The organism is Nocardiopsis valliformis DSM 45023 (genome assembly GCF_000340985.1).
Lineage (GTDB): Bacteria > Actinomycetota > Actinomycetes > Streptosporangiales > Streptosporangiaceae > Nocardiopsis > Nocardiopsis exhalans.
This window is the reverse complement of record NZ_ANAZ01000012.1, coordinates 114199-135528: the sequence shown is the minus strand read 5'-3', so window position 1 is coordinate 135528 and position 21330 is coordinate 114199. Positions and strand designations below refer to the sequence as shown.

Here is a 21330-nt window from a genome sequence, read left to right as displayed (position 1 = left end):
TGGTCATCTGGAACACGCGACGGGGCGGTAAAGGACCGTAAACGATGACGAGGCGGGCCCGACCTGTGGTCGGACCCGCCTCGGGGTGTTTCCGGTACTGCGTTACCGCTGGTGGCTAGGCCACCGCTCGTTGGCTAGCGCTGCGGAGCGGAGTCGTAGCGGTCGTTGCGCCGGGGGCCGCCGCGGTAGCCGCCGCGGGAGTCCCCGCCACGGTAACCGCCACCCCGGTAGCCGCCACCACCGCGGTAGCCGCCTTCGCCACGGCTCTCGCCGCCACGGTAACCGCCTTCACCACGGGGGCGGTCGTCACGGGGACGGTCGTCACGGTAGCCGCCGCCACCCTCGCGACGGTCGCCGCCGCGGTAACCGCCTTCACTGCGCTCGCCGCCGCGGTAGCCGCCGCCACCGCCGCGGTAACCCCCGCCACCGCCACCGCGGTAGCCGCCACCGCCACCGCCGCGGTAACCCCCGCGACGGGGGCCGCCGCGGCCGCGACGCTCGCGGACAGGCTCCGGCGGCTCGATCCACGGCTCCCAGCTGGGCTCCTTGGCTCCGGTCACCTCGGAGAGGAGCTCGTCACCGGGGTTGACCAGGTGCTGCTTGGCGTCGACGCCCGCATCGCTGATCAGACGGCGGGCCATGCGGCGCTGGTTGGGCGCGACCAGGGAGACCACGGCGCCCGAGGAACCGGCGCGGGCGGTACGGCCGCCGCGGTGCAGGTAGTCCTTGTGGCCGGTGGGCAGGTCGATGTTGACCACCATGTCGATGCCGTCGACGTGGATGCCGCGGGCGGCGACGTCGGTGGCGACCAGGGTCTGGATCTTGCCCTCACGGAACTTGGCCAGGGTGCGGGTGCGCACGCTCTGGGTCTTGCCGCCGTGCAGGGAAGCGCTGGGCACGCCCGCCTCCGCCAGCTGCTCGCTGATGGTGTCGGCGCGGTACTTGCTGCGCACGAACATGATGGTACGGCCCTCGCGCGCGGCGATCTGGGCGACGATCTTGTTCTTGTCGCGGGGCAGCACCTTGAGCAGGTGGTGCTCCATGGTGGTGACCTGGGAGACAGGCGGGTCCACGGAGTGGGTCTGCGGGTCGTTCATGTACCGGCGCACGAGCTTGTCGACGTCACCGTCGAGCGTGGCCGAGAACAGCAGGGTCTGGCCGTCGGGGCGCACCATGTCGAGGAGCTCGCTGACCTGCGGCATGAATCCCATGTCGCACATCTGGTCGGCCTCGTCCAGCACCGACATCTCGACGTCGCCCAGGTCGCACGCGCCCTGGTCGATGAGGTCGGTGAGGCGGCCCGGGGTGGCGACCAGCAGGTCGACGCCACGGCGCAGTTCGTTGATCTGTCGGGTGTAGGAGCTGCCGCCCACCACGTCGCCGACCTTGACGCCCAGAACGCGGGCGTAGATGCGCAGGGCGTCGCGCACCTGGTGCGCGAGCTCGCGGGTGGGGACCAGGATCAGGGCCCGGGGGCGGTTGGCGGCGGCGCGGCGCTCGGCGCAACGCATCAGGACCGGCAGGCCGAAGGCCAGGGTCTTGCCCGAACCGGTGCGCCCGCAGCCGAGGACGTCACGGCCCTCGATGGCGTCGGGGATGGTCGCGGCCTGGATCGGGAACGGGTTGGTCACACCGTTCTTGGCCAGCTCGTCGACGATGTCCTGGGGAAGACCCAAAGAGTCGAAAGCGGGCATTACGGCAGTGTCCGTCGTCAAGTGACGTGTACCTTCCTCATCGTTTGGCAGCGTTTCGAGGAAGGCTCCACACGGTCACAGCCGGACCCAGCGAAGAAATCACACAAACGCGCCTGATCACACGCGGAAGCGGCCCCTACGAAAGTGGGGCTCGTGTGCTCTTCGGGTCAAGAGTGATGTCGAGCGGGTCGACACGCTCTCCGCGTCTTGGCGGCCCGGCGCGCTCGGATGCGCGCGGCATTCATCGACCGCTTGGAGCAGCGTACTAGAGATCATGCTGGAGCGGGGACGGGATGGGGGGTTTTCACCGGTGATACCGGTCTCCTCCGACCCCGCCCCCGAGGTCCGGGGCAGGCCCCGGCCGAGGTCAGACCACCCTCACGAGCAGATGGGCCGCTCAGTCAGGTGCCGGGCGCCATGGCCTTGGCCAGGGCGGTGAGACGGCCCACCTGAGCCTTGCGCTCGGCGGCGCACTGCTCCTCGAGCGTGTTGCCCGCCGCCTGCTGCAGCAGGGCCTTGGTGGCGACGGCCGCGTCGGGGTTGGTCGCCATCAGCCCGGCGACGGCGTCGTCCACGGCGCCCTCGAGCTCGTCGACACCGACGACCAGGGTGGCCAGGCCGAGTTCGCGGGACTCCTCCGCACCGACCTTGCGGGCGGTCAGGCAGATCTCGGTGGCGCGGTGGACGCCGACGATGTCCACCAGGGGCTTGGTGCCGGTGAGGTCCGGCACCAGGCCCAGGGCGGGCTCCTTCATGCAGAACTTGGCGTCGTCGGCGAGGATGCGCAGGTCACAGGCGAGGGCGAGCTGGAACCCGGCGCCGATGGCATGGCCGCGCACCGCGGCGATCGTCACGAGGTCGGGGCGGCGCAGCCAGAGGAAGCCCTGCTGGAGCTCGGAGATATAGGCGTCCAGGTCGGCCTCGTCGGCCGAGCCGTCGGCCAGCCCGGCGACGATGGAGCGCTCACCGTCCACCCCCTCGGGAGTGAACATGTTGAGGTCGATCCCAGCGGAGAAGATGTCACCCTCTCCGGCGATGACGACGATTCGGACATCACCCGGAAGTGCCTGGCCGATGTGGGCCAGAGTCGTCCAGGTGCGTCCGGTCATCGCGTTACGGCGCTCGGGACGGCTGATCGTGATGCGGGCGACCGCCCCCTCCACCGCGAGCCTGAGCCCGGCCCGGGTGAGCTCCTCCTCGGTGGGCAGCTCCTGCTTCCCGGGCTCCCGTGCGTCCTGTGCCATGGGTTCCTCCGTCACGTCGGTTGACAACAAGCCGACCCTACTCGCCAGTAACCCTGGTTGTGCAGGGGGATCAGGCTTTGCGTGTCGCACCGCCGCGTCCGCGCAGCTCCACCCCGGCCTCACTGAGCAGCCGGTGCACGAACCCGTAGGAGCGACCGGTCGCCGCCGCCAGGCTGCGGATGCTCTCGCCCTCGTCATAACGGCGCCTGAGCTGGGAGGCCAGCTCGGAACGGTCCGCCCCCGACACTCGGGTGCCCTTTCTCAACGCGTCAGTCACAGTTCTCTCCCCTTCGACGGCGGTGGGGTTTCCACCGGTCCGGAACCACAGCCATGATCGGACATCCCGCTCACGGGCCGCCACATTCATCGGGCGCCACGCCGAAAACAGCGGGTTTCGGAAAACCACTAACCACGCCCGAAAAGAAGAGGGGTGAACCTCCCAGTGCTCTGAGCGTCCACCCCGTCCCCATGGTCACACGGACCATCCCCATCAGGCCGCTGTGGTCAGGCCCGGATCAGGTCAAGAGAATCAGGCCCGGAGAATCAAGCCAGTGCGATGAGGTCCTCGAACTCGGCGTTCCACACGTCCTCGACACCGTCGGGCAGCATGATGACGCGCTCGGGTTGCAACGCCTCCACAGCGCCCTCGTCGTGTGTCACCAGGACGATCGCACCCTTGTAGTTGCGCAGCGCCGCCAGGATCTCCTCGCGGCTGGCCGGGTCCAGGTTGTTCGTGGGCTCGTCGAGCAGCAGCACGTTGGCGCTGGAGACCACCAGGGTGGCCAGGGCCAGCCGGGTCTTCTCACCACCGGAGAGCACACCCGCGGGCTTGCTCACGTCGTCGCCGGTGAACAGGAACGAACCCAGGGTCTTGCGCGCCTCCACCTCGGGCAGGTTCGGGGCCGCGCTCATCATGTTCTCGAGCACGCTCCGCTCCACGTCCAAGGTCTCGTGCTCCTGGGCGTAGTAGCCGAGTTTGAGCCCGTGCCCGGGGACAACCTGTCCGAAGTCGGGCTCCTCCACCCCGCCCAGCAACCGCAGCAGGGTCGTCTTGCCCGCGCCGTTCAGGCCGAGGATGACCACGCGACTGCCGCGGTCGATGGCCAGGTCCACCCCGGCGAAGATCTCCAGCGACCCGTAGGACTTGGACAGCCCCTCGGCCATCAGCGGCGTGCGGCCGCTCGGTGCCGGGTCGGGGAAGCGCAGCTTGGCGACCTTGTCGGACTTGCGCACCCCCGCGACCCCGTCCAGGAGCTTGTCGGCGCGGTTGAGCATCTGCTGCGCGGCGCGCGCCTTGGAGGCCTTGGCCCTGAACTTGTCCGCCTGCTTGCGCAGGGTGTCGGCCTGCTTCTCGGCGTTGGCCAGCTCGCGGCGGCGACGGCGCTCGTCGGCCTCGCGCTGGGACAGGTACAGCTTCCAGCCCATGTTGTAGATGTCGATGGTGCTGCGGTTGGCGTCCAGGTAGAACACCTTGTTGACCACGTGCTCGACCAGTTCCACGTCGTGGCTGATCACGATGAGCCCGCCCTGGTGGTGCCTGAGGAAGTCACGCAGCCAGACGATGGAGTCGGCGTCCAGGTGGTTGGTGGGCTCGTCCAGCAGCAGGGTGTCCGCCCCGCTGAACAGGATGCGCGCCAGCTCGATCCGGCGGCGCTGACCACCGGAGAGCGTGTGCAGCGGCTGGGACAGCACCTTGTCGGGCAGGCCCAGACTGGAGGCGATGGCGGCGGCCTCGGACTCGGCGGCGTAACCGCCCAGCACATGGAGGCGCTCCTCCCAGCGGGCGTACTGGCGCACGCCCTTGTTCCGGGTCTTCTCGTGGTCGCTGGCCATCTTCTTCTCGGCCTCGCGCAGACCGTTGAGGGCCTCGTCGATCCCGCGCGCGGACAGCACCCGGTCTCTGGCGATGACGTCGAGGTCGCCGGTGCGCGGGTCCTGCGGCAGGTAGCCGATACTGCCCGAACTGGTGACCTTGCCGCCGGTGGGCAGGCCATCCCCCGCGAGCACCTTGGTCATGGTGGTCTTGCCCGCACCGTTGCGGCCGACCAGTCCGATCCGGTCCCCCGCGGCGACACGGAAGGTCGTCGGCTCCAGCAGGAGACGAGGTCCGACGCGCAGTTCGAGGTCGGTGGCGATCAACATGGGTGGGGCATCCTCAACAGTGGTGTGGCGGTTCGGGGCGGTCGGGATCCGCATGGCGCCGCCCCGCAAGGGCGGCTCAGCGGTGGTCTCGCGGCAGGGGCCGCGCATGGACACGTGTCCTCGGACCGACCGCCCCAGACTAACGGCTGGGGCGAGGGGCGGCGCGAGGGTTTTTAGGTGCGGGTCCGTACGGGAGGGCCGGGAACACGGTCGCGCCCCCGACCGCACAACGGGGTCGGGGGCGCGAAGCATTCCCGTGGAGGTGCGAACGGGGGCGAACTCACTCCCCGGGAACGGTCACTCCTTGGCGGGGTCGTCCTTCTTCTCCGGCTGGTCCGAGGCCGGGGCGACCACCACGACGGCGGCCGCTTCCTTGGCGGGGGGATTCTTCCCGTCCCCGTCCTCCTCGCCGGAGTTCTCCCCGTCCTCGTGATGGGAGGGCGGACGGTTGCGCAGCAGCGCGGCGAGCACGGCCGCCACCGGGGTGGCCAGGAACATGCCCGGGACACCGCCCAGGATGCCGCCCGCGGTGATGGCGATCAGGACGATGGGGGCGGGCAGTTCCAGCGCCTGACCGTAGATCCGGGGCGCGAAGACACTGCTCTCCGCCTGCTGGACCACGATGACCGCCACGGCGATGATCAGGGCTGTCGGCCACCCCTCGGCGACCAGGCCCACCAGGGCGGCCAGGATCCCGGTGAGGAAGGCGCCGATGACCGGGAGGAAGGCGCCGACGAAGGTCAGCACGATCAGCGGGATGGCGAGGTTCATGTCCAGGACGATGACCAGGACGATGCCGATACCGACGGCGTCGACGACACCCACCGTCGCTACTCCGCGCACGTAGCGGCCCATCACCCCGTAGGCGACACCGCCGGCGTGGCGCATGCCCGGGCGGGACTTGGGCGGCAACAGAGTGACGAACCAGTCCATCAGCTTGTCGCCGGAGTGGATGAAGTACACGGTCAGGGCGATGATCAGCACCAGGCTGATGAGCACCTGGACCACGGCCGCACCGGCGGTCCAGGCGCCGCTGACCAGCTCCTGGGTGTTCTCGGTGATCATGCCCTGGATCTGGTCCCAGGCGTTGGTGAACATGTTGGCCAGCAGCGCCGGGTCGGCTTCCAACCCGAAGGGGAGGTCGAGCTGGAACTCCTGGAGTCCGATGAACGCGCTGGAAACGCTGGCGATCAGCCCGTCGATGCCCTGGATGGCGGGTTGGATGATCAGGGTGATCACCCCGCCGAGCACGACCAGCGCGGTGAGGATCGAGGCCGCGGTGGAGGTCCCGCGCCCCAGGCCCTTGGACCGGAGCCACGTGGCCATCGGCATGAGCAGCGCGGTGACGAACACCGCGATGACGACCGGCAGGGTGATGATCCGCAGGTATATGACGGCGTAGACGAGCAGGCCCGCCACGACACCGATGATCAGCATCCGCCAGGCGACGTCGCTGACCACTCGAAGCAGGTCGCCGGCGCCGACGTCCTCCTGCTCGGCGGCCTGTTCCTCGACCGGAGGTTGGGCCGCGGATCTGGCCTCCTCCTGCGCCTCGAGTTGGGCGAGACGCTCGGCGCGGGCTCTGCGGGCGACGAGCCATTTGTTCAGGAGCGCCCACACTCCCGGCCGTTGGGCTTGCACATGGACTCCATTCTCTGGTTGTTGCGCGGTGGCCGGTCCGGCGGCGGCCACGTGTCGACACTGTTCCGGGGGATGTCTGTGTTGCGGGGATGTCTGGGGGATGCGCTGCGGGGTCCGCTGGTTCTACCGGACCCCGCGAGAGATCAATCGTGAGATATCAGTCGGGAGAGATCAACTACGTCAGAACTGCCACGGTTCCCGGGGGTGACCGCTACGGACGATCTCGTTGCCGAAGGGCGCCAGCGCAACCGGGATCATCTTGAGCGAGGCCCATGCCAGCGGAATGCCGATGATGGTGACCGCCAGGGCCAGCGCGGTGGCAATGTGCCCGATGGTCAGCCACCAGCCGGCGACGATCAGCCAGATGACGTTCATGAAGGTGGCGCCGCCACCGGAGCCGGACCTGCGCACGAGGTCGCGGCCGAAGGGCCAGATGGCGTAGCTGGCCATCCGGAAGGAGGCGACGCCGAAGGGAATCGTCACGATGAGGATGCAGCAGATGATCCCGGCGATGACGTAGCCGAAAGCCAGCCAGAATCCAGCGACGAAAAACCAGATGATGTTCAGGATGAGCCGCAAGAGGGCCACGGTGTTCGTCTCCTTGGTTCGGTCCCGCTCAGGATCGGGACGGCGTGCGCCTCCTCCGCATGGTGCGGATGGTCGAGCGCACCCTGTTTTCTATCGTCTGGGACGCTCGCGCACCATGCCCTGTTCCTTTCCCTGCCCCCTGGTCCTTCCCCTAGGGGACGGTACGGAGCGGCCGCGGCGGGGGCTCGCGGCGGCGGTGTGCCATTCGGGACGGAAGGAGGGGGTACGGGGGACTCCGCGGGAACTCGGGGGCCGCGGGGAACCGGCGTGTCGCGAAGGGCTCAGGCGACACGCCGAGCCTAGCGGGGGAAGCCGGTGGAGCACCGGGCCGCGGTCGCCCTGAGTGAGGACATTCGGTCACACCCAATCTCGAGAGCATGGTTAGACCGCAATGTGATCGGCGTATCAGGAGGACCCCCTAGGCAGGAGGGACATCGCACCATACGATGTGCTGTGTCCTTCGCAAGACGGAAGATCTGGCGAAGTGCGACAAAATCCAACAGACAACCAGAGACCGGACGCCAAGCATCAGGTTTCGGTAACGGTTGGATGAGTAATTTCCCCACCCCCCGTGCAGGATCGGGAGTGGGGATGGCATGATTACGTACCGGCTCAGACGGAGGCTGTCACCGCCTCCGCGGCCGTTCGCGTGAGAGCACCCCATCATCCGCAGGCATCGCCTCTGTGATGGCGCTTCTCGTGGTCTCAGCCACACCGGGGAACAACGTCAACACCGCTCGACGTTTGCGTCGTGCGGGGTGACTCACGCCGCATGACCAACTTTTGGTGACTGAAGCTTTTTCAGACAGCTTACTAGTGATTTCAGTAGAGGTGGTTCAAGCATGTCTCAGGTACGTCGGCAGGCCGCGCTGCGCCCCCGCCCGAGCTGGGGGTGGCAGGATGCCGCCGCGTGCCGGGGCGAGGACCTTGTGCTCTTCTTCGGCCCCGATGGCGAACGCCAGCCGGAGCGGGAGATTCGGGAGCGCAAGGCCAAAGAGATCTGTGCGGCTTGCCCGGTTCGGACCGACTGCCTGGACTACGCGATCTCGCGTCCGGAAAAGTACGGAACCTGGGGCGGACTGAACGAGGACGAGCGCGCCTCCGAGCGCCGTCGCCGGATGCGCCGCGCCAACGCCGCCTGACGATTCCGCCGAGCGGATCTCTCCCGGTGGCCCCGGCCCCGATAACCCGTGGCGCCCCGACGTAGTACGTCGAGGGCGCCGCGGGTTTTCTCATGCCCGATGTCCCGAATGTCCGCTGAAGGATCACCTGGGCAGTAGATTTCCCGGCTCCGAATCATCCGGGCCGTGAATCACCCCGAACAGCACTGACGGTTCACTCCGGCCGCTGGGACAGGGTGCGGTCGAACCAGCCCAGCGTCTCCACCGCCACCTGGCGCCAGCCCAGGTCGCCCCGGAGCAGCCGTTCGGCCCCGGAGACCACCCTCAGCTCCGAGGGGCCGCCCAGCCGGCCCCGGGTCCACTCACCCAGCTCCCGGACGAACGAGTCGGCGCTCTCCAACAGGACCAGGGTCGGTGCCCGAACCTCGGCCAGGCTCGGCTCGGCCTGGTCGATGCGCCCACCGTGGACCACCACCGACGCCACGTCCTGGGGCCGTTCGGCGGCGGTCAGCAGCGCGGCCGGGGCCGCGGCGCCCGAACCCAGTACCCCCAACGGTTCGCTGGCCGCGTCGGTGGCGCGCCGCAACCAGTTCACCGCGGCGCCCAACCGCTCACCCAGGACCCGGGTGTCCGTCTCACCGCCCGCGGCGCCGTCGGCGCCCTGTTCGTCCGCGGTGAGCAGGTCCAGCAGCAGGGTGGCGTAGCCCGCGCGCTGCATCGCCGAGGCGGTCGCCCGCCAACGGGGGTCGCTCTGCCCCTGGCCGAACGCCATCACCACCACACCGCGCAGCGCCGTCGGCATGGTCAGGTCCCCGTCGAGGTAGACCTGTCCCGCCCGGATCCGCACCGCCCTGGCGACATCGGGCCGCCGATGGAGGCGCTCGCGCTCGGACAGGACCGCGATCACCTCACCGTCCGAGAGCTGGCCGAAGTCGCGGTACCACTCCCCTACCGCCCGGAAGTTGTCCGGGGCAGTGAGCACGACCAGTGCGTCGGCCTCCTCGCGCAACGCCTCCAACGCCTCGGGCGCAGCGACCGGTACGGCCAGGACCAGGCGCGCCGGGCCCGCCTGGCGCACCATCCGCAGGGCCGCCCGGGCGGTTCCCCCGGTGGCGACACCGTCGTCGACGACCACGCAGTCGCGTCCGGCGATCCTGGGGGCCGGGCGCCCCCCACGGTAGGCGCGCTTCCTACGGTCGAGTTCGTCACGCTCGGAGGCCACGGTGTCGGACAGGGCCTGGCGGGGCACCCGCATCCGGGCCAGGGCACGGTCGTCGTAGAACACGTGCCCGTCCTCAGCGATCGCGCCCACACCCGTCTCCGGTTGTCCGGGCAGACCAATCTTGCGGACCAGGAGCACGTCGAAATCGGCAGCCAGGCGCTCAGCCAGCTCCGCACCGACCGGAACCCCGCCGCGGGGCAGCGCGAGCACGAGCGGGTCGTTGACGGCGTGGGGACGCACCCGCTCTGCGAGGCGTCGTCCCGCCTCGGACCGGTCGGTGAAGGGCAGGGAAACGGGTACCGGGTTCATGTCCGCACCGGCGCCAGGGCCGCGGAGCCCGGCACCGCTCCTTCCGGCTGTCTGAAGTGAGCCGCTGGAAAAGTGGTACCGGCATACCCCGCCGTACGCGGGTTACAACCCCGCGCGGTGGCAAAAACCACCCGGGGCCGCTGTCCCCGGCCGCCCCGGCCCCGCCCGCTCGTGCTCCCTCAGCGCTCCGGCAACGCCGCCTCAGCACCGCCTCAACGCCCCCTGAACCCTGTGCGGAGGACGGCCATCAGCAGAGCGTCGTGTCGGCGGCCCTCCCAGAGTAGAGAATCCCGCAGGCGGCCCTCCACGTAGAAGCCGCAGGAGCGGTAGACGGCGATAGCGCGCATGTTGAAGGCATACACGTACAGCCAGACCCGGTGCAGGCCGATCTGTTCGAAGGCGTACTCCAGGACCAGCTGGGTGGCCTCCTTACCCAACCCCTGGCCGGTGAACTCAATCGCCGACAGGGCGATGCGGTACCCGGCGGTCTCGTTCTCGGGCGAGACGGCGTAGATGGACAGCTCACCGAGGTAACGACCATCGGCGGGGGCGATGATGGCCAGGTCCAGCCGGTCGCTGCGGCCCTCGCGGCTCTCGCACCACTCGCGTGCCCGTTCGTAGGTGAGGTGGCCGTGGGTACCCGTGAGCCTGCGGACCTCCTCGTCCAGTCCCGCGGCGAAATAGGCGTCCGTGTGCTCGGGGCCCAAGGGGACCAGTCGTACGCTCTTCCCGGTGAGAGTCGGAGTTTCTCGCAGCGCGCTCGTTCTGATCATGTGATCTTCCGGTTCCGACCGGGACCGTCGGGGCACGGCGCGTCCCGGTGTGAGGGAGTCGGCGGGCAGGGGGTGCCTACGCGGGAGCGGGCCGCGGGGCCGACCGTGTGCAAGGGCCGTGTCGGAGTACGGGAGGGGGCTCGGGGCTTCACTGTGACGAGGGCAGAACCCCTATGTAAAACGGCTCCGTCGCCAAAGGCAAGCCCGGGCGCGCAGAACCCCTGGAAAACACTGGTCGTCCCCTCGTGGGGCCCGATAACATCCGCACGCATCGAAACGACTCCGGGAGCCGACCGTGAACGCGCCGACCGACACCTACACCGCACCCCCTCGCGAGGCCAGGCGCGCCAGGATCGCGGTCTCCACCCTGTTCTTCGTCAACGGTTTCACCTACACGAACGCCGTGCCCTGGCTGCCCGTGATCAAGAACAGCCTGGGCCTGACCAACGCGGAGCTGGGGCTGGCGATCGCCGCGATGCCCTTCGGGGCGATCCTGACCGGGATGCTCGCGGGTCCGCTGATCCACTGGTTCGGCAGCGGGAGAACCGCGGTGGGGACCAGCCTGGTCTCCTTGGGCGCGCTTCCCTTCATCGCGTTGGCGCAGAACTGGTGGATGCTCGCCGGGGCGCTGTTCGTGCTGGGCTCCGCGGACGCCTGGACCGACTCGGCTCAGAACTCCCACGGTCTGCGCGTGCAGCGGCGCTACCGGCGCAGCATCATCAACACCTTCCACGCGGTGTGGAGCCTGGCCGCGGTCTGCGGCGGACTGCTCGGCGCGGCGATGGCCGGGGCCGGGGTACCCATCCTGTGGCACCTGGGCGGGGTGACGGTTCTGCTGGTGGCCGTCAACCTCACCGTGAGCCGCATGCTGCTGCCCGGCCCCGAGAACAGCGAGCGCGAGGACGGGGTCAACGGCCACGACGGCAGCCGCTCGCGCATCCCCGCCAAGGGATTCGTCCTGCTCCTGATGCTGGGTGCGCTGCTCATGATGGCCGGGGGTATCGAGGACTCCGCAGCGTCCTGGGGCGCGGTGTACATGACCGGCGAACTGGGCGCGCCGCTGTTCCTGGCCGCGATGCCGTTCGTGGCCTGCCAGGCGATGATGACCGTCGGCCGACTGCTCGGCGACCGGGTGACCGACCGGTTCGGCGCCGCGACGGTGGGGCACACATGCGGTCTACTGGCCGCGGGTGGGTTGGCCTTCGCCCTGCTCCTACCGCACCCGGCGACCACGATCATCGGCTTCGGGGTGATGGGCCTGGGTGTGTCCACGCTGTTCCCGCTCACCCTGGCCGCCGCCGGGAACGTCCCCGGAGTGCGCACCGGGGACGGGGTGACGGTGGTGGGCTGGCTGGGCCGGGCCGGCTTCCTGGCCTTCCCGCCGCTGGTGGGCTTCCTCGCCGACTCGGTGACCCTCGGCAGCGCGCTGTGGGCGATCGCGGGCGCGGGGGTGGCGGCCTTCCTCCTCGCCTCGGCTCTGCGGCCGAGAACCTGACGGAGAAGGACGCCGGGACCGGGACCTAGGGCGTGTTCCGCGGATCATTCCGGGCTCGCGACTACCAGGCTGCCTCTCGCGGCGCAGACGACGAAGGGGCCCCGCCCGCCAGATTCCTCTGGTGGACGGGGCCCCTCCACACGTCAGCCCCACGGGGGTGTGGGACAGGACGCGGTGTTACTCAGCCATGCCCGGACGACGGCTGCCGGCCCACAGGGCCAGAGCGCCGATACCGGTCACGACGGCGCCGCCGAGCACGAAGCCCGACATGTCGACACCGGTCGCAGCGAGGTTCTCGCTGGAACCCGAGGTGTTCCCCGTAGCAGGCGCCGGAGCGCTCGGCGTGGAGGACTCGGGAGCGGTGGTGCCGGGAGCGGTGGTGCCAGGGGCGGTGGTGCCAGGAGTCTGGCCTTCGTCGCCGCTGTCGCCGCCACCGGTGTCACCACCATCGCCGCCGCCAGTGTCACCACCATCGCCGCCACCGGTGTCACCACCATCGCCGCCGCCAGTGTCACCACCATCGCCGCCGCCAGTGTCACCACCGTCACCGCCGCCAGTGTCACCACCATCGCCGCCGTCACCGGGGGTCTCGCCATCGCCGCCACCGGTGTCACCACCGTCACCGCCGCCAGTGTCACCACCGTTGCCGCCGTCACCGGGGGTCTCGCCATCGCCGCCGCCGGTGTCACCACCGTCACCGCCGCCGGTGTCACCACCGTTGCCGCCGTCACCGGGGGTCTCGCCATCGCCGTTACCGCCGGCATCGGACAGATCGAACGTGACGACTTCCTGAACGGCGTTCTCGACTGCCGACGGCAGTGCGAGCTCCGGAACCGGGGGCGCCGCCTCGACCGACTCGTTGGCATTATCGGAGACGGTCTCGTCCACAGCCTCGGTCGCGAACGCCGGAGCAACGGAGAAGCCAGCCATGAGCAGGCTGGCCGCGGTTACGGTAAGTACCCGCTTCTTGGGGGACATCCCACTCCTTTCTTTTCTCGTGTAGTTATCTACTCAGAGGGGATGGCATACAGGTGGCCGTCGTGGACCACCACCGCGCGGTCGCCGAGAAGGCCGCGCGGAGTCTCTGCGTCCTCGGGAACCTCGGAGGGCTCGCCGGAGGCGTTCAGCGCCACCCGGTTCCCGTCCAGTTCTCCGAAGACCTGGTCGCCGACCGTGATCTCGGGTGTGAAACCCGGAACGACGGTGGTCTCACCGGAATCGGGGTCGAACAGCACCGGACCGTAGACCACTAGGTCCAGGCCGATCGGTGCGGAGAGGTGGCTGACGTCCTCCAGAGCGTCCTCTTCGATCGCCGCGGAGCCGAGCACAGAGCCGTCCTCGCGGTCGTGGAAGGCCAGGATCGAACCGTCGCCCTGGAGCGGCTCCCAGCGGACGATGATGTACTCCCGCAGCGCGGTGACCACGGCCTCCATCTCACCGGCCTCGCCGGGACGCTGGGCGTGGACGTTTTCGGCGTCGTCCCCGCCGCCGGGCTCGATCCAGTTCCAGGGGCCGTTGACGACGGCGGTCAGGACGCGCTCGTCCGACGCGAGCATCGGTGCGGAGCCTCTGGGGACCTCAACCTCCTCCAGCTCGCCGTCGATGACCACGTAGGTGTCTTCGTCGTCACGGACCAGGACCGACTCGCCCGCGTACCGGGCGGAGCCGGACTCGGGGAGTTCGACGTTGGAAGCCGTGCCGCCCGACTCGGGCCAGAACCACAGGGTGTCGGCGGTCTCCATCACGATGGTGCTCTCGCCGCCGTAGTCCACGAAGCGGGGCGCGCCGAGCCCGGCGGCCGCGTCGAAGGGCAGGTCCACCGACCACAGGCGTGAGCCGTCGGCGCCGATCAGGTTGAGGCGTTCCTCGGGGTCGACGTAGACCAGTACCGAGCCGTCCCGGCTGACCGCGGGCTGGGTGTCCGGGGCGAGTTCCTCAGTCAGCTCCACCACCGGTACGAACCCCGGCGGGGCCGGGTATTCCAGCGGAATGGCGTTCTCGTCGGCCTCTCCCTCCTCCGCGGCGTCCGAAGAGCCCGGAAGGAACCGCGGGATCGCCAGACCGGCTCCGACAAGGAGCAGCACGACGAGCGCGATGGCGCCACCCACCACCAGGAGCTTTCCGCTCTTCTTCCCCTTCACCTGGTTCTGCGGAGCGGGCACCTGTCCCGGTACCGGAGGCTGCGGTCGCGGCTGAGCGGGGGCGGTGGGCTCCGCGGGCTGCACGACCCCGTCCGGAGTCGCGATCAGGCGCCAGTAGCCGTTGGCGTCACGGGCGTCGACGAGCACCGGCTGCCCGATGTGGGCGGCGTAACCGGTGGCCACGTCCAGGGCCGCGCGTCTGGTCTCGTGGGGTGCGAGCCCGGACACGACCTGGCGGTGCCCCTCGATGACGATCTCGGCGCTGCTCTCATCGGGCGCGATGACGATGACTGCGGTGGGCCGGGAGTGCCCCGGACGGGACGCCCGGCTCATGGTGCCTCCGAAGGCATGGGGAACGTGAACCTGTTCGTGTACGACTGCAGGGGAAGATCAGCGGTGACGGTCGTTCGCGGCTCGGGCGAGGTGACCAAGCAGGGGGTAACAGCACACGAGTAGTCAATGCTGCACGTGATGATACTGACCGTCCCAAAGGATGTTCACTCTGTACCTTCACTAAGGATTCGGACACCGGTCGAGCCGCTTCTACCCGGCTTCTCACCCCACCTCCGCTGACCTGCTGCGATTCCAAAACCGGGCCGCGGAAGGCGTCCAGCTCGATACGCAGACGTCGGTATGGACACTCCAGAATGCGACTTGGTTCACGCCCAAAATGGCCGGATCCGGCCACAAGTACTTTCAGGAGCCCCACAACCACCCATCCCTCACCCCGGCTCCGAGCTCAACGCCAACTGTTCACGGAGCCACTGTCGAATGACGGCCTCACCGGGCTTCCTCTTCCTGGCGCTGTTGGGCGCGCTCCTGGAGATGGGCATGGGTGGTCAAGACGGCTAGGACCAGGGCCGCCGCCGGGAACAGGGCGAAGGGCCAAAACGATGAGACCAACTGGGACTCGATCAGAGTCACGGTGCTGGGCATGACCGAGGCCAGGGCCATGAACCAGGCCAGCCACGCGAAGATGCTGTTGGCTATCGGAGGTTCGGTCGATCCGCTGAAACGTGGTGGCAGTGCTGGCTCGGCTGTCTGAATGACGAGGATCACCAGCATGCCCACCAGAACAAGGAGCATCAGGGTGGAACCGGGACGAACCTGGGGCAGGTGCCCGGTGTGGAGGAGGTAGAAGAGCATGTGGCTCAGGGCGGTGATCGTCAGGACGGCCGTGCCGAAGCGTTGGGAGACGCTGGCCGGGTAGCGCCGCGGCTCGTCCGGGGGCGGGTCCAGGCGGTGCTCTCCCCGGGCCGGACAGCGGTGGGCTCGGGTGGCCAGGTAGGCGAAGAACAGCCCGGCCAGAGGCAACAGCAGGAGCGGCCACAGTCGTGGTGTGGAACGCAGCTCGGTGGCGACGCCCAGCAGGACCACCGCCGCTAACAGCCAGGACATCCAGAGCAGGCGCCCGGTGTGCGCGGGGGCAGGCGGAGGCGGGCCCGGGCGGCGGGGCAGGGCCGCGAGGTAGACGGTGCTCAGGGTGGTGAGAGCCAGGCCGAGGAAGGCATAGGGGAACCCGCCGAGCAAAGGGTGGCCCGCGGTGAGGGTGACCAGCAGCAGCGTGCCGAGGCAGGCGGCCGTCACGGAGCAGACGCCGAGGAGTGTCGGCGGGTGGATCGGGGGCCCGGAGGGGGAGCGCACGGGGGCCTTTCAGGGGGCGGTCCGGGCTCGGGGCCGCGGGTTCGCGGCTTCCCGCCGGACACCGCAAAAATACCGACAAAACCGACACAGCAGGGACTCTGGCCGTTTGCGGTCAGCGGCCGTTGAGGGTTTCGATGACCGCCTGCTCGCGGCGCTGGGCGATCCGGTCGGCGCGTTCGAAGCGGCGGTTGGCGAGTTCGGCGCGGGCCGCCGCGGTGCGCACGGTGGGCCACATGGCGTCGATCTCGGAGTTGAGGGACGAACCCGCCAGCACGGCGATCGCCATGACGTAAAGCCAGGCCAGGATGGCGATCGGCGCGGCCAAGGATCCGTAGATGGTGACCTGGCCGAAGGAGGCGTCCAGGTAGGCGCGCAGACCCGCCGAGCCGGCCAGGAGCACCAGGGTGGCCAGCACGGCGCCGGGCAGGTGGCGCCAGAGCGGGGTGCGCACCGGGATGCTGAGCGCGTAGAGCAGCGTGACCGCCGCGATCACCAGCAGGCCCACGATCGGCCAGTAGAAGAGGTTGAGACGGCCCACCGTGAGCGGCAGGAGTTCGTGGATGATGTTGGGCCCGGCCACCATCACCGGCAGTACCAGGACGGCGAACAGCAGCCCGCCGAGGTAGGCGAAGAAGGCGAGCACCCGCTGGCCCAGCCAGGTGCGCAGCTCGTCCAGGCCGTAGGAGATGGTGATGGAGCGGATGAAGACGTTCATCGCCCGCGAACCCGACCATAGTGACACCAGGAAGGTCACTGACAGGACCCCGCCCGGCACACCGCCGAGGAAGTCGTCCACCAGGGGCTCCACCACGCTCTCGACCGTGGCGGGGGTGAGCACGCGCGCCGCCAGGTCCAGCATCCACTCGCGGATCTCCACCACGAGCTCCTCGCCGAACACCATGGCCAGCGGCCCCAGGGCGCCCAGGAGGCAGAGCAGCAGCGCGGGCAGGGAGATCAGGGCGAAGAAGGCCGATTCGGCGGCCAGGCCGATCACCCGGTCACGGGAGAACGCCCTGGTGGTGCGCAGCACGAGGAGCATCCCGTTGTGGAAAACGGGATGACGACGGAGCCAGGCGTCGCACATCCGCCACAGGCCCTCCCAGAAACCCACCACAGGAGAACGTTATCGGTCCGGTGAGCAGCGGGCACGCCCCGAGCATGACGTGACTCACATCTCGCCTGGATGGGCACACCTGGACAAGGACCGGATCCCCGTGCCATTCTCGAAACATGACCGCTGTTCTTGACCCCATGCTCCGCGTGCGCCGCCACGTGGACTTTCTTCGGGTCAGCAGCGCCATCTGTTGCAGCGTCGGATAACTCCTCGCCGCCTTTATGACGCACCCGTGACACAGGGGTGCGCGCGGCCCCGGCGCTCTCCCTCTTCTGAACTCCCACACACGCGGACTTCACCCGTATCACCAGCCACGATGACGTGCGGTGCATACGGGCCAGCGGTGCGGGCGCCGGGACCGTGAGCACCCCGCGACCCCATCGGAGACACCCGCGATGCCTCCCTCTTCCGCGCAGCCCGGCAAGGCCGCGACGGCAGCCAAGCCACGGCGACGCCGTGGCGAGGGCCAATGGGCCCTCGGCTACCGTGAGCCGCTGAACAAGAACGAGGAGAACAAGAAGAACGACGACGGACTCAACGTCCGCGATCGGATCGTCAACGTCTACTCGAAGGCCGGGTTCGACTCGATCGACCCCGCCGATCTCCGTGGACGCTTCCGCTGGTTCGGCCTCTACACCCAGCGCGCCCCGGGCATCGACGGCGGCAAGACCGCCGTGCTGGAGCCCGAGGAGCTCGACGACCGCTACTTCATGCTGCGCGTGCGCATCGACGGCGGCCAGCTCACGGCCGCCCAGCTGCGCGCCGTCGCGGAGATCTCCCGTGACTACGGGCGCGACACCGCCGACATCACCGACCGGCAGAACGTGCAGTACCACTGGATCCGGGTCGAGGACGTGCCTGCGATCTGGGACAAGCTGGAGTCGGTGGGGCTGTCCACCATGGAGGCCTGCGGTGACACCCCGCGCGTGATCCTGGGCTGCCCGCTGGCCGGGGTCGCCGAGGAAGAGGTCCTGGACCCCACTGCGCAGATCGAGCAGGTCTACGAGGAGCACATCGGCAGCCCGCTGTACTCGAACCTGCCGCGCAAGTTCAAGTCGTCGATGTCCGGCTGCTCCGTGCACTGCGTCAACCACGAGATCAACGACGTGGCCTTCGTGGGTGTGCACAACGAGGCCGGTGAGGCCGGGTACGACCTGTTCGTGGGCGGTGGCCTGTCCACCAACCCGATGTTCGCCAAGCGTCTGGGCACGTTCGTGCGCCCCGACCAGGTGAGCGAGGTCTGGGCCGGGGTCTGCTCGATCTTCCGCGATTACGGCTTCCGCCGGCTGCGCACCCGCGCCCGGATCAAGTTCCTGATCAAGGAGTGGGGTCCGGAGAAGTTCCGCGAGGTCCTCGAGGAGAAGTACCTCGGCTACGCGCTGCCCGACGGCCCCGCTCCGGTGCTGGACCCGGGGGTGCGCCGCGACCACGTGGGCGTGCACCGCCAGCGGGACGGGAAGTTCTACGTCGGCTTCGCGCCCAAGGTGGGCCGCGTCTCGGGCACCTCCCTGCTGAGGATCGCCGAGATCGCCGAGGAGCACGGTTCGGACCGCATCCGCACCACCGCCGACCAGAAGCTGGTCATCCTCGACATCGAGGAGGACCGGGTCCCGTCGATCACAGCGGCGCTGGAATCCGAGGACTTCCAGGTCAACCCGAGTGTCTTCCGCCGCCAGACGATGGCCTGCACCGGCATCGAGTTCTGCAAGCTGGCGATCGTGGAGACCAAGGGCCGGGCCGCCACCCTCATCGACGAGCTGGAGAAGCGGCTCCCCGACTTCGAGGAGCCGGTGACCATCAACGTCAACGGTTGCCCGAACTCCTGCGCGCGCATCCAGGTCGCCGACATCGGGCTCAAGGGCCAGCTGGTCATGAACGACCAGGGCGAGCAGGTGGAGGGCTACCAGATCCACCTGGGCGGCGGAATGGGTCTGACCCAGGCCTTCGGCAAGAAGATCCGCGGGCTCAAGACCACCGCCGACGACCTGCCGGACTACGTCGAACGGGTGCTCCTGCGCTTCCAGGAACAGCGTGAGGAAGGCGAGAACTTCGCCGCCTGGGTCGGCCGCGCCGACGACGCCGACCTGAAGTGACGACCCGAACCCAGGGCCCGTGAAGTCCGCCCGGCCCCCGGCGCCACGGGGGCCGGGCCCCTACCTGAAGAAAGCGGTGCGCCATGTCCGAAAGGGCCGCGCCTTACTACTGCCCCTACTGCGGCGACGAGGACCTGATGCCCGAGGAGGGCGCCGCCGTCAAGGGTGAGGGCTACCCCTGGGCCTGCCTGTCCTGCGCCCGGGTGTTCCGGGTCAAGTACGTGGGCCTGCGCTCCGCCTCGTTCTCCGCGGGCGGCGCCCCCTCCAGACCGACGGAAGGCAACGAATGAACGCCACGATCACCCAGACCGGCGGCCCCGAGCTGGCCGAGCGAGCCGCCTTGGAGCTGGAGGAGGCCTCGGCCCAGGAGATCATCGCCTGGGCGGCAGAGACCTTCGGTTCCGAACTGTGCATGACCTCCTCCATGGCGGACGCGCTCATGGTGGATCTGGCCTCGAAGACCGCTCCGGGGATCGACGTGATCTTCCTGGACACCGGCTACCACTTCCCCGAGACCATCGGCACCCGCGACGCCGTGGCCTCGATTTACGACATCAACCTGATCACCGTGGAGCCCAAGCGCACCGTGGTCGAGCAGGACCTGGCCCTGGGCCCGCGGCTGCACGGCCGCGACCCCGGCATCTGCTGCCACCTGCGCAAGGTGGAGCCCCTCCAGCGGGCGCTGGAGCCGTACTCGGCGTGGCTGACCGGGCTGCGCCGCGAGGACTCGGTGACCCGCCGCGACACCCCGATCGTGCAGTGGGACCGGCGGCGTCAGATGACCAAGATCAACCCGATCGCCCGGTGGACCCAGCAGGAGGTGGACACCTACATGACCGAGAACGGCGTGATCGTGAACCCGCTCCAGTACGACGGCTACCCCTCGATCGGCTGCGAGCCGTGCACCCGCCGGGTGGCGCCGGGCGAGGACCCCCGCAGCGGCCGTTGGGCGGGCAGTGGCAAGACCGAGTGCGGAATTCACACATGAGCGCCGTGCACGCGGGCGTGCGGGCGCCGGGAGGGCGTCCGTCGGTCCCGCTCCTCGCGGTGGCTCATGGAAGCCGGGACCCGAGGTCGGCCGAGGCGGTCTCGGCGGTCTTCGATCGGGTGCGCGCGCTACGCCCCGAAATGGACGTGCGGCTGTCCTACCTGGACCACGTGGCGCCCAGCGCCGAGGACGCCCTGGAAGAACTGGCTGCGGGCGGCGCCGGTGAGGTCGTGGTGCTGCCGACGCTGCTGACCGCGGCCTTCCACAGCAAGGTGGACCTGCCCGCGGTGCTCACCGGGGCCCGTGAGCGCAGCCCGTGGCTGCGGGTGCACTACGCCGCCACACTGGGCCCGCACCCGCTGCTGCTGGACGCGGTGGAGCGGCGCCTGGCCGAGGCCGGAGCGCACGCCGAAGCGGGGACCGCGCTGGTGCTGGTGTCGGCGGGGTCCAGTGACGCCGAGGCCAACGCGGTGATCGAGTCGATGGCCCGCCAGCTGGCCGAGCGGGGTCCGTGGGGTGAGGTCGTGGCAGCCTACGCCTCGGCTGCCGAGCCGACCCCCGGCGAGGCGGTGCGGTCCCTGCTGGAGCGCGGCCACGCCCGGGTGGCGGTCAGCGGCTATCTGCTGGCGCCCGGGTTCTTCTCCGACCGGGTGCGCGAGCAGTCGACGGCCGCGGGCGCTTGGGTGGTCGCCGACGCGCTCGGGGACGTACCCGAGCTCGCCCGTGTGGTCCTGGAGCGCTACGACGCGGCGGTCGCGGCCCGGCACGCCGCCGTGTAGCGGACAACGGCAACGGCAGAACACGAAGAGGCGGCCCTCCCCCGGGGCCGCCTCTTCGTGTGTCCGGGCCCGGAGACCCAGCGAAGGCCCCCTGTCCAGGGATGATCTTGCTACCAGGAGCAAGTTCGGCGCCGAACTTGCTCCTGGTAGCAAGATCATCGGGGATTTGGGGGTTCAGATGACCACCCTGTTCCGGAGCGCGCACACGATCCGACTGGCCGGGCCGAGGGCACAAGACAGCACCAGCTGTCACTCCCGGGCACTGTTGAGGATCGGCTTGACCACACGAATGAGGGGCAATAAAATTGAGCGTACTCGCATCAAGTCATTGGCTCTGAAGTA

Annotated in this window: 19 protein-coding genes; 7 read left to right on the top strand and 12 right to left on the bottom strand. The window is 69.3% G+C overall.

Annotation, left to right across the window (positions count from 1 at the left end; translation table 11 throughout):
* Positions 1-134: 134 nt before the first annotated feature.
* From D457_RS0113015 to D457_RS0112990, 6 genes are all read right to left on the bottom strand, one after another.
* Complete coding sequence (locus D457_RS0113015) at positions 135-1694, bottom strand: DEAD/DEAH box helicase (protein ID WP_017581103.1); 1560 nt, start codon at positions 1692-1694, stop codon at positions 135-137.
* Positions 1695-2095: 401 nt separating this feature from the next.
* Complete coding sequence (locus D457_RS0113010; protein ID WP_017581102.1) at positions 2096-2938, bottom strand: enoyl-CoA hydratase/isomerase family protein; 843 nt, start codon at positions 2936-2938, stop codon at positions 2096-2098.
* A 70-nt stretch (positions 2939-3008) separates the two neighbouring features.
* Entirely contained in the window at positions 3009-3215 is a 207-nt protein-coding gene (locus D457_RS35730) for a helix-turn-helix domain-containing protein (RefSeq protein ID WP_026116603.1), read from the bottom strand.
* A gap of 266 nt (positions 3216-3481) precedes the next feature.
* A complete protein-coding gene (locus tag D457_RS0113000) occupies positions 3482-5080 on the bottom strand; it encodes an ABC-F family ATP-binding cassette domain-containing protein (protein WP_026116602.1) in 1599 nt (532 codons plus the stop codon).
* Between the two features lie 297 nt (positions 5081-5377).
* Positions 5378-6700: an AI-2E family transporter gene (locus D457_RS0112995; RefSeq protein WP_017581099.1), complete on the bottom strand. Its 1323-nt coding sequence runs from the start codon at positions 6698-6700 to the stop codon at positions 5378-5380.
* A gap of 201 nt (positions 6701-6901) precedes the next feature.
* Entirely contained in the window at positions 6902-7309 is a 408-nt protein-coding gene (locus D457_RS0112990; RefSeq protein ID WP_017581098.1) for a YccF domain-containing protein, read from the bottom strand.
* An 842-nt stretch (positions 7310-8151) separates the two neighbouring features.
* Here D457_RS0112990 and D457_RS0112985 point away from each other — a divergent pair.
* Positions 8152-8451, top strand: a complete 300-nt coding sequence (locus D457_RS0112985) for a WhiB family transcriptional regulator (protein WP_017588640.1) — start codon at positions 8152-8154, stop codon at positions 8449-8451.
* A gap of 193 nt (positions 8452-8644) precedes the next feature.
* Here D457_RS0112985 and D457_RS0112980 read toward each other — a convergent pair whose 3' ends face one another.
* Positions 8645-9961, bottom strand: coding sequence for a phosphoribosyltransferase (locus tag D457_RS0112980; protein WP_017581097.1), 1317 nt, complete (start codon positions 9959-9961; stop codon positions 8645-8647).
* A 212-nt stretch (positions 9962-10173) separates the two neighbouring features.
* Positions 10174-10734: a GNAT family N-acetyltransferase gene (locus D457_RS0112975; RefSeq protein ID WP_026116601.1), complete on the bottom strand. Its 561-nt coding sequence runs from the start codon at positions 10732-10734 to the stop codon at positions 10174-10176.
* A 295-nt stretch (positions 10735-11029) separates the two neighbouring features.
* On the opposite strand from D457_RS0112975, the gene D457_RS0112970 reads away from it, so the two are divergent.
* Entirely contained in the window at positions 11030-12229 is a 1200-nt protein-coding gene (locus D457_RS0112970) for an MFS transporter (RefSeq protein ID WP_017581095.1), read from the top strand.
* A 177-nt stretch (positions 12230-12406) separates the two neighbouring features.
* Here the strand turns inward: D457_RS0112970 and D457_RS0112965 are convergent, their stop codons facing one another.
* The 4 genes from D457_RS0112965 to D457_RS0112950 all read right to left on the bottom strand — a co-directional run bounded on the left by D457_RS0112965 (position 12407) and on the right by D457_RS0112950 (position 17128).
* The gene (locus D457_RS0112965; protein ID WP_026116600.1) at positions 12407-13207 is read right to left on the bottom strand and encodes a hypothetical protein; all 801 of its coding nucleotides are present in this window, start codon (positions 13205-13207) and stop codon (positions 12407-12409) included.
* A 29-nt stretch (positions 13208-13236) separates the two neighbouring features.
* Entirely contained in the window at positions 13237-14703 is a 1467-nt protein-coding gene (locus D457_RS0112960) for a flagellar basal body-associated FliL family protein (RefSeq protein WP_017581094.1), read from the bottom strand.
* Positions 14704-15150: 447 nt separating this feature from the next.
* Positions 15151-16014, bottom strand: a complete 864-nt coding sequence (locus D457_RS0112955) for a hypothetical protein (RefSeq protein WP_017581093.1) — start codon at positions 16012-16014, stop codon at positions 15151-15153.
* Between the two features lie 112 nt (positions 16015-16126).
* The gene (locus D457_RS0112950) at positions 16127-17128 is read right to left on the bottom strand and encodes a YihY/virulence factor BrkB family protein (protein WP_017581092.1); all 1002 of its coding nucleotides are present in this window, start codon (positions 17126-17128) and stop codon (positions 16127-16129) included.
* Positions 17129-17244: 116 nt separating this feature from the next.
* On the opposite strand from D457_RS0112950, the gene D457_RS37800 reads away from it, so the two are divergent.
* The 5 genes from D457_RS37800 to D457_RS0112930 all read left to right on the top strand — a co-directional run bounded on the left by D457_RS37800 (position 17245) and on the right by D457_RS0112930 (position 20988).
* Positions 17245-17334 carry a putative leader peptide gene (locus tag D457_RS37800; RefSeq protein WP_394296592.1) on the top strand — a complete coding sequence of 30 codons (90 nt, stop codon included), beginning with the start codon at positions 17245-17247 and terminating at the stop codon, positions 17332-17334.
* A 189-nt stretch (positions 17335-17523) separates the two neighbouring features.
* Positions 17524-19221 (top strand): nitrite/sulfite reductase, encoded by a 1698-nt coding sequence (locus D457_RS0112945; RefSeq protein WP_017581091.1) that lies wholly within the window; start codon positions 17524-17526, stop codon positions 19219-19221.
* 83 nt (positions 19222-19304) lie between these two features.
* Complete coding sequence (locus D457_RS0112940; RefSeq protein WP_017545529.1) at positions 19305-19511, top strand: hypothetical protein; 207 nt, start codon at positions 19305-19307, stop codon at positions 19509-19511.
* Positions 19508-20209 carry a phosphoadenylyl-sulfate reductase gene (locus D457_RS0112935; protein WP_017581090.1) on the top strand — a complete coding sequence of 234 codons (702 nt, stop codon included), beginning with the start codon at positions 19508-19510 and terminating at the stop codon, positions 20207-20209. Before D457_RS0112940 ends, D457_RS0112935 begins: the two co-directional genes overlap by 4 nt.
* Positions 20206-20988 (top strand): sirohydrochlorin chelatase, encoded by a 783-nt coding sequence (locus tag D457_RS0112930; RefSeq protein ID WP_026116599.1) that lies wholly within the window; start codon positions 20206-20208, stop codon positions 20986-20988. The genes D457_RS0112935 and D457_RS0112930 overlap by 4 nt, the downstream gene beginning before the upstream one ends.
* Positions 20989-21330 lie beyond the last annotated feature (342 nt).

Excerpts from the sequence above, each read along its gene's own strand:
- D457_RS0112935 (WP_017581090.1), top strand. The coding sequence starts at position 19,508 with ATGAACGCCACGATCACCCAGACCGGCGGCCCCGAGCTGGCCGAGCGA.
- D457_RS0112930 (WP_026116599.1), top strand. The coding sequence starts at position 20,206 with ATGAGCGCCGTGCACGCGGGCGTGCGGGCGCCGGGAGGGCGTCCGTCG.
- D457_RS0113010 (WP_017581102.1), bottom strand. The coding sequence starts at position 2,938 with ATGGCACAGGACGCACGGGAGCCCGGGAAGCAGGAGCTGCCCACCGAG.
- D457_RS37800 (WP_394296592.1), top strand. The coding sequence starts at position 17,245 with ATGACCGCTGTTCTTGACCCCATGCTCCGCGTGCGCCGCCACGTGGAC.
- D457_RS0113015 (WP_017581103.1), bottom strand. The coding sequence starts at position 1,694 with ATGCCCGCTTTCGACTCTTTGGGTCTTCCCCAGGACATCGTCGACGAG.
- D457_RS0112965 (WP_026116600.1), bottom strand. The coding sequence starts at position 13,207 with ATGTCCCCCAAGAAGCGGGTACTTACCGTAACCGCGGCCAGCCTGCTC.
- D457_RS0112960 (WP_017581094.1), bottom strand. The coding sequence starts at position 14,703 with ATGAGCCGGGCGTCCCGTCCGGGGCACTCCCGGCCCACCGCAGTCATC.
- D457_RS0112985 (WP_017588640.1), top strand. The coding sequence starts at position 8,152 with ATGTCTCAGGTACGTCGGCAGGCCGCGCTGCGCCCCCGCCCGAGCTGG.
- D457_RS0112945 (WP_017581091.1), top strand. The coding sequence starts at position 17,524 with ATGCCTCCCTCTTCCGCGCAGCCCGGCAAGGCCGCGACGGCAGCCAAG.
- D457_RS0112940 (WP_017545529.1), top strand. The coding sequence starts at position 19,305 with ATGTCCGAAAGGGCCGCGCCTTACTACTGCCCCTACTGCGGCGACGAG.
- D457_RS0112980 (WP_017581097.1), bottom strand. The coding sequence starts at position 9,961 with ATGAACCCGGTACCCGTTTCCCTGCCCTTCACCGACCGGTCCGAGGCG.
- D457_RS0112975 (WP_026116601.1), bottom strand. The coding sequence starts at position 10,734 with ATGATCAGAACGAGCGCGCTGCGAGAAACTCCGACTCTCACCGGGAAG.
- D457_RS0113000 (WP_026116602.1), bottom strand. The coding sequence starts at position 5,080 with ATGTTGATCGCCACCGACCTCGAACTGCGCGTCGGACCTCGTCTCCTG.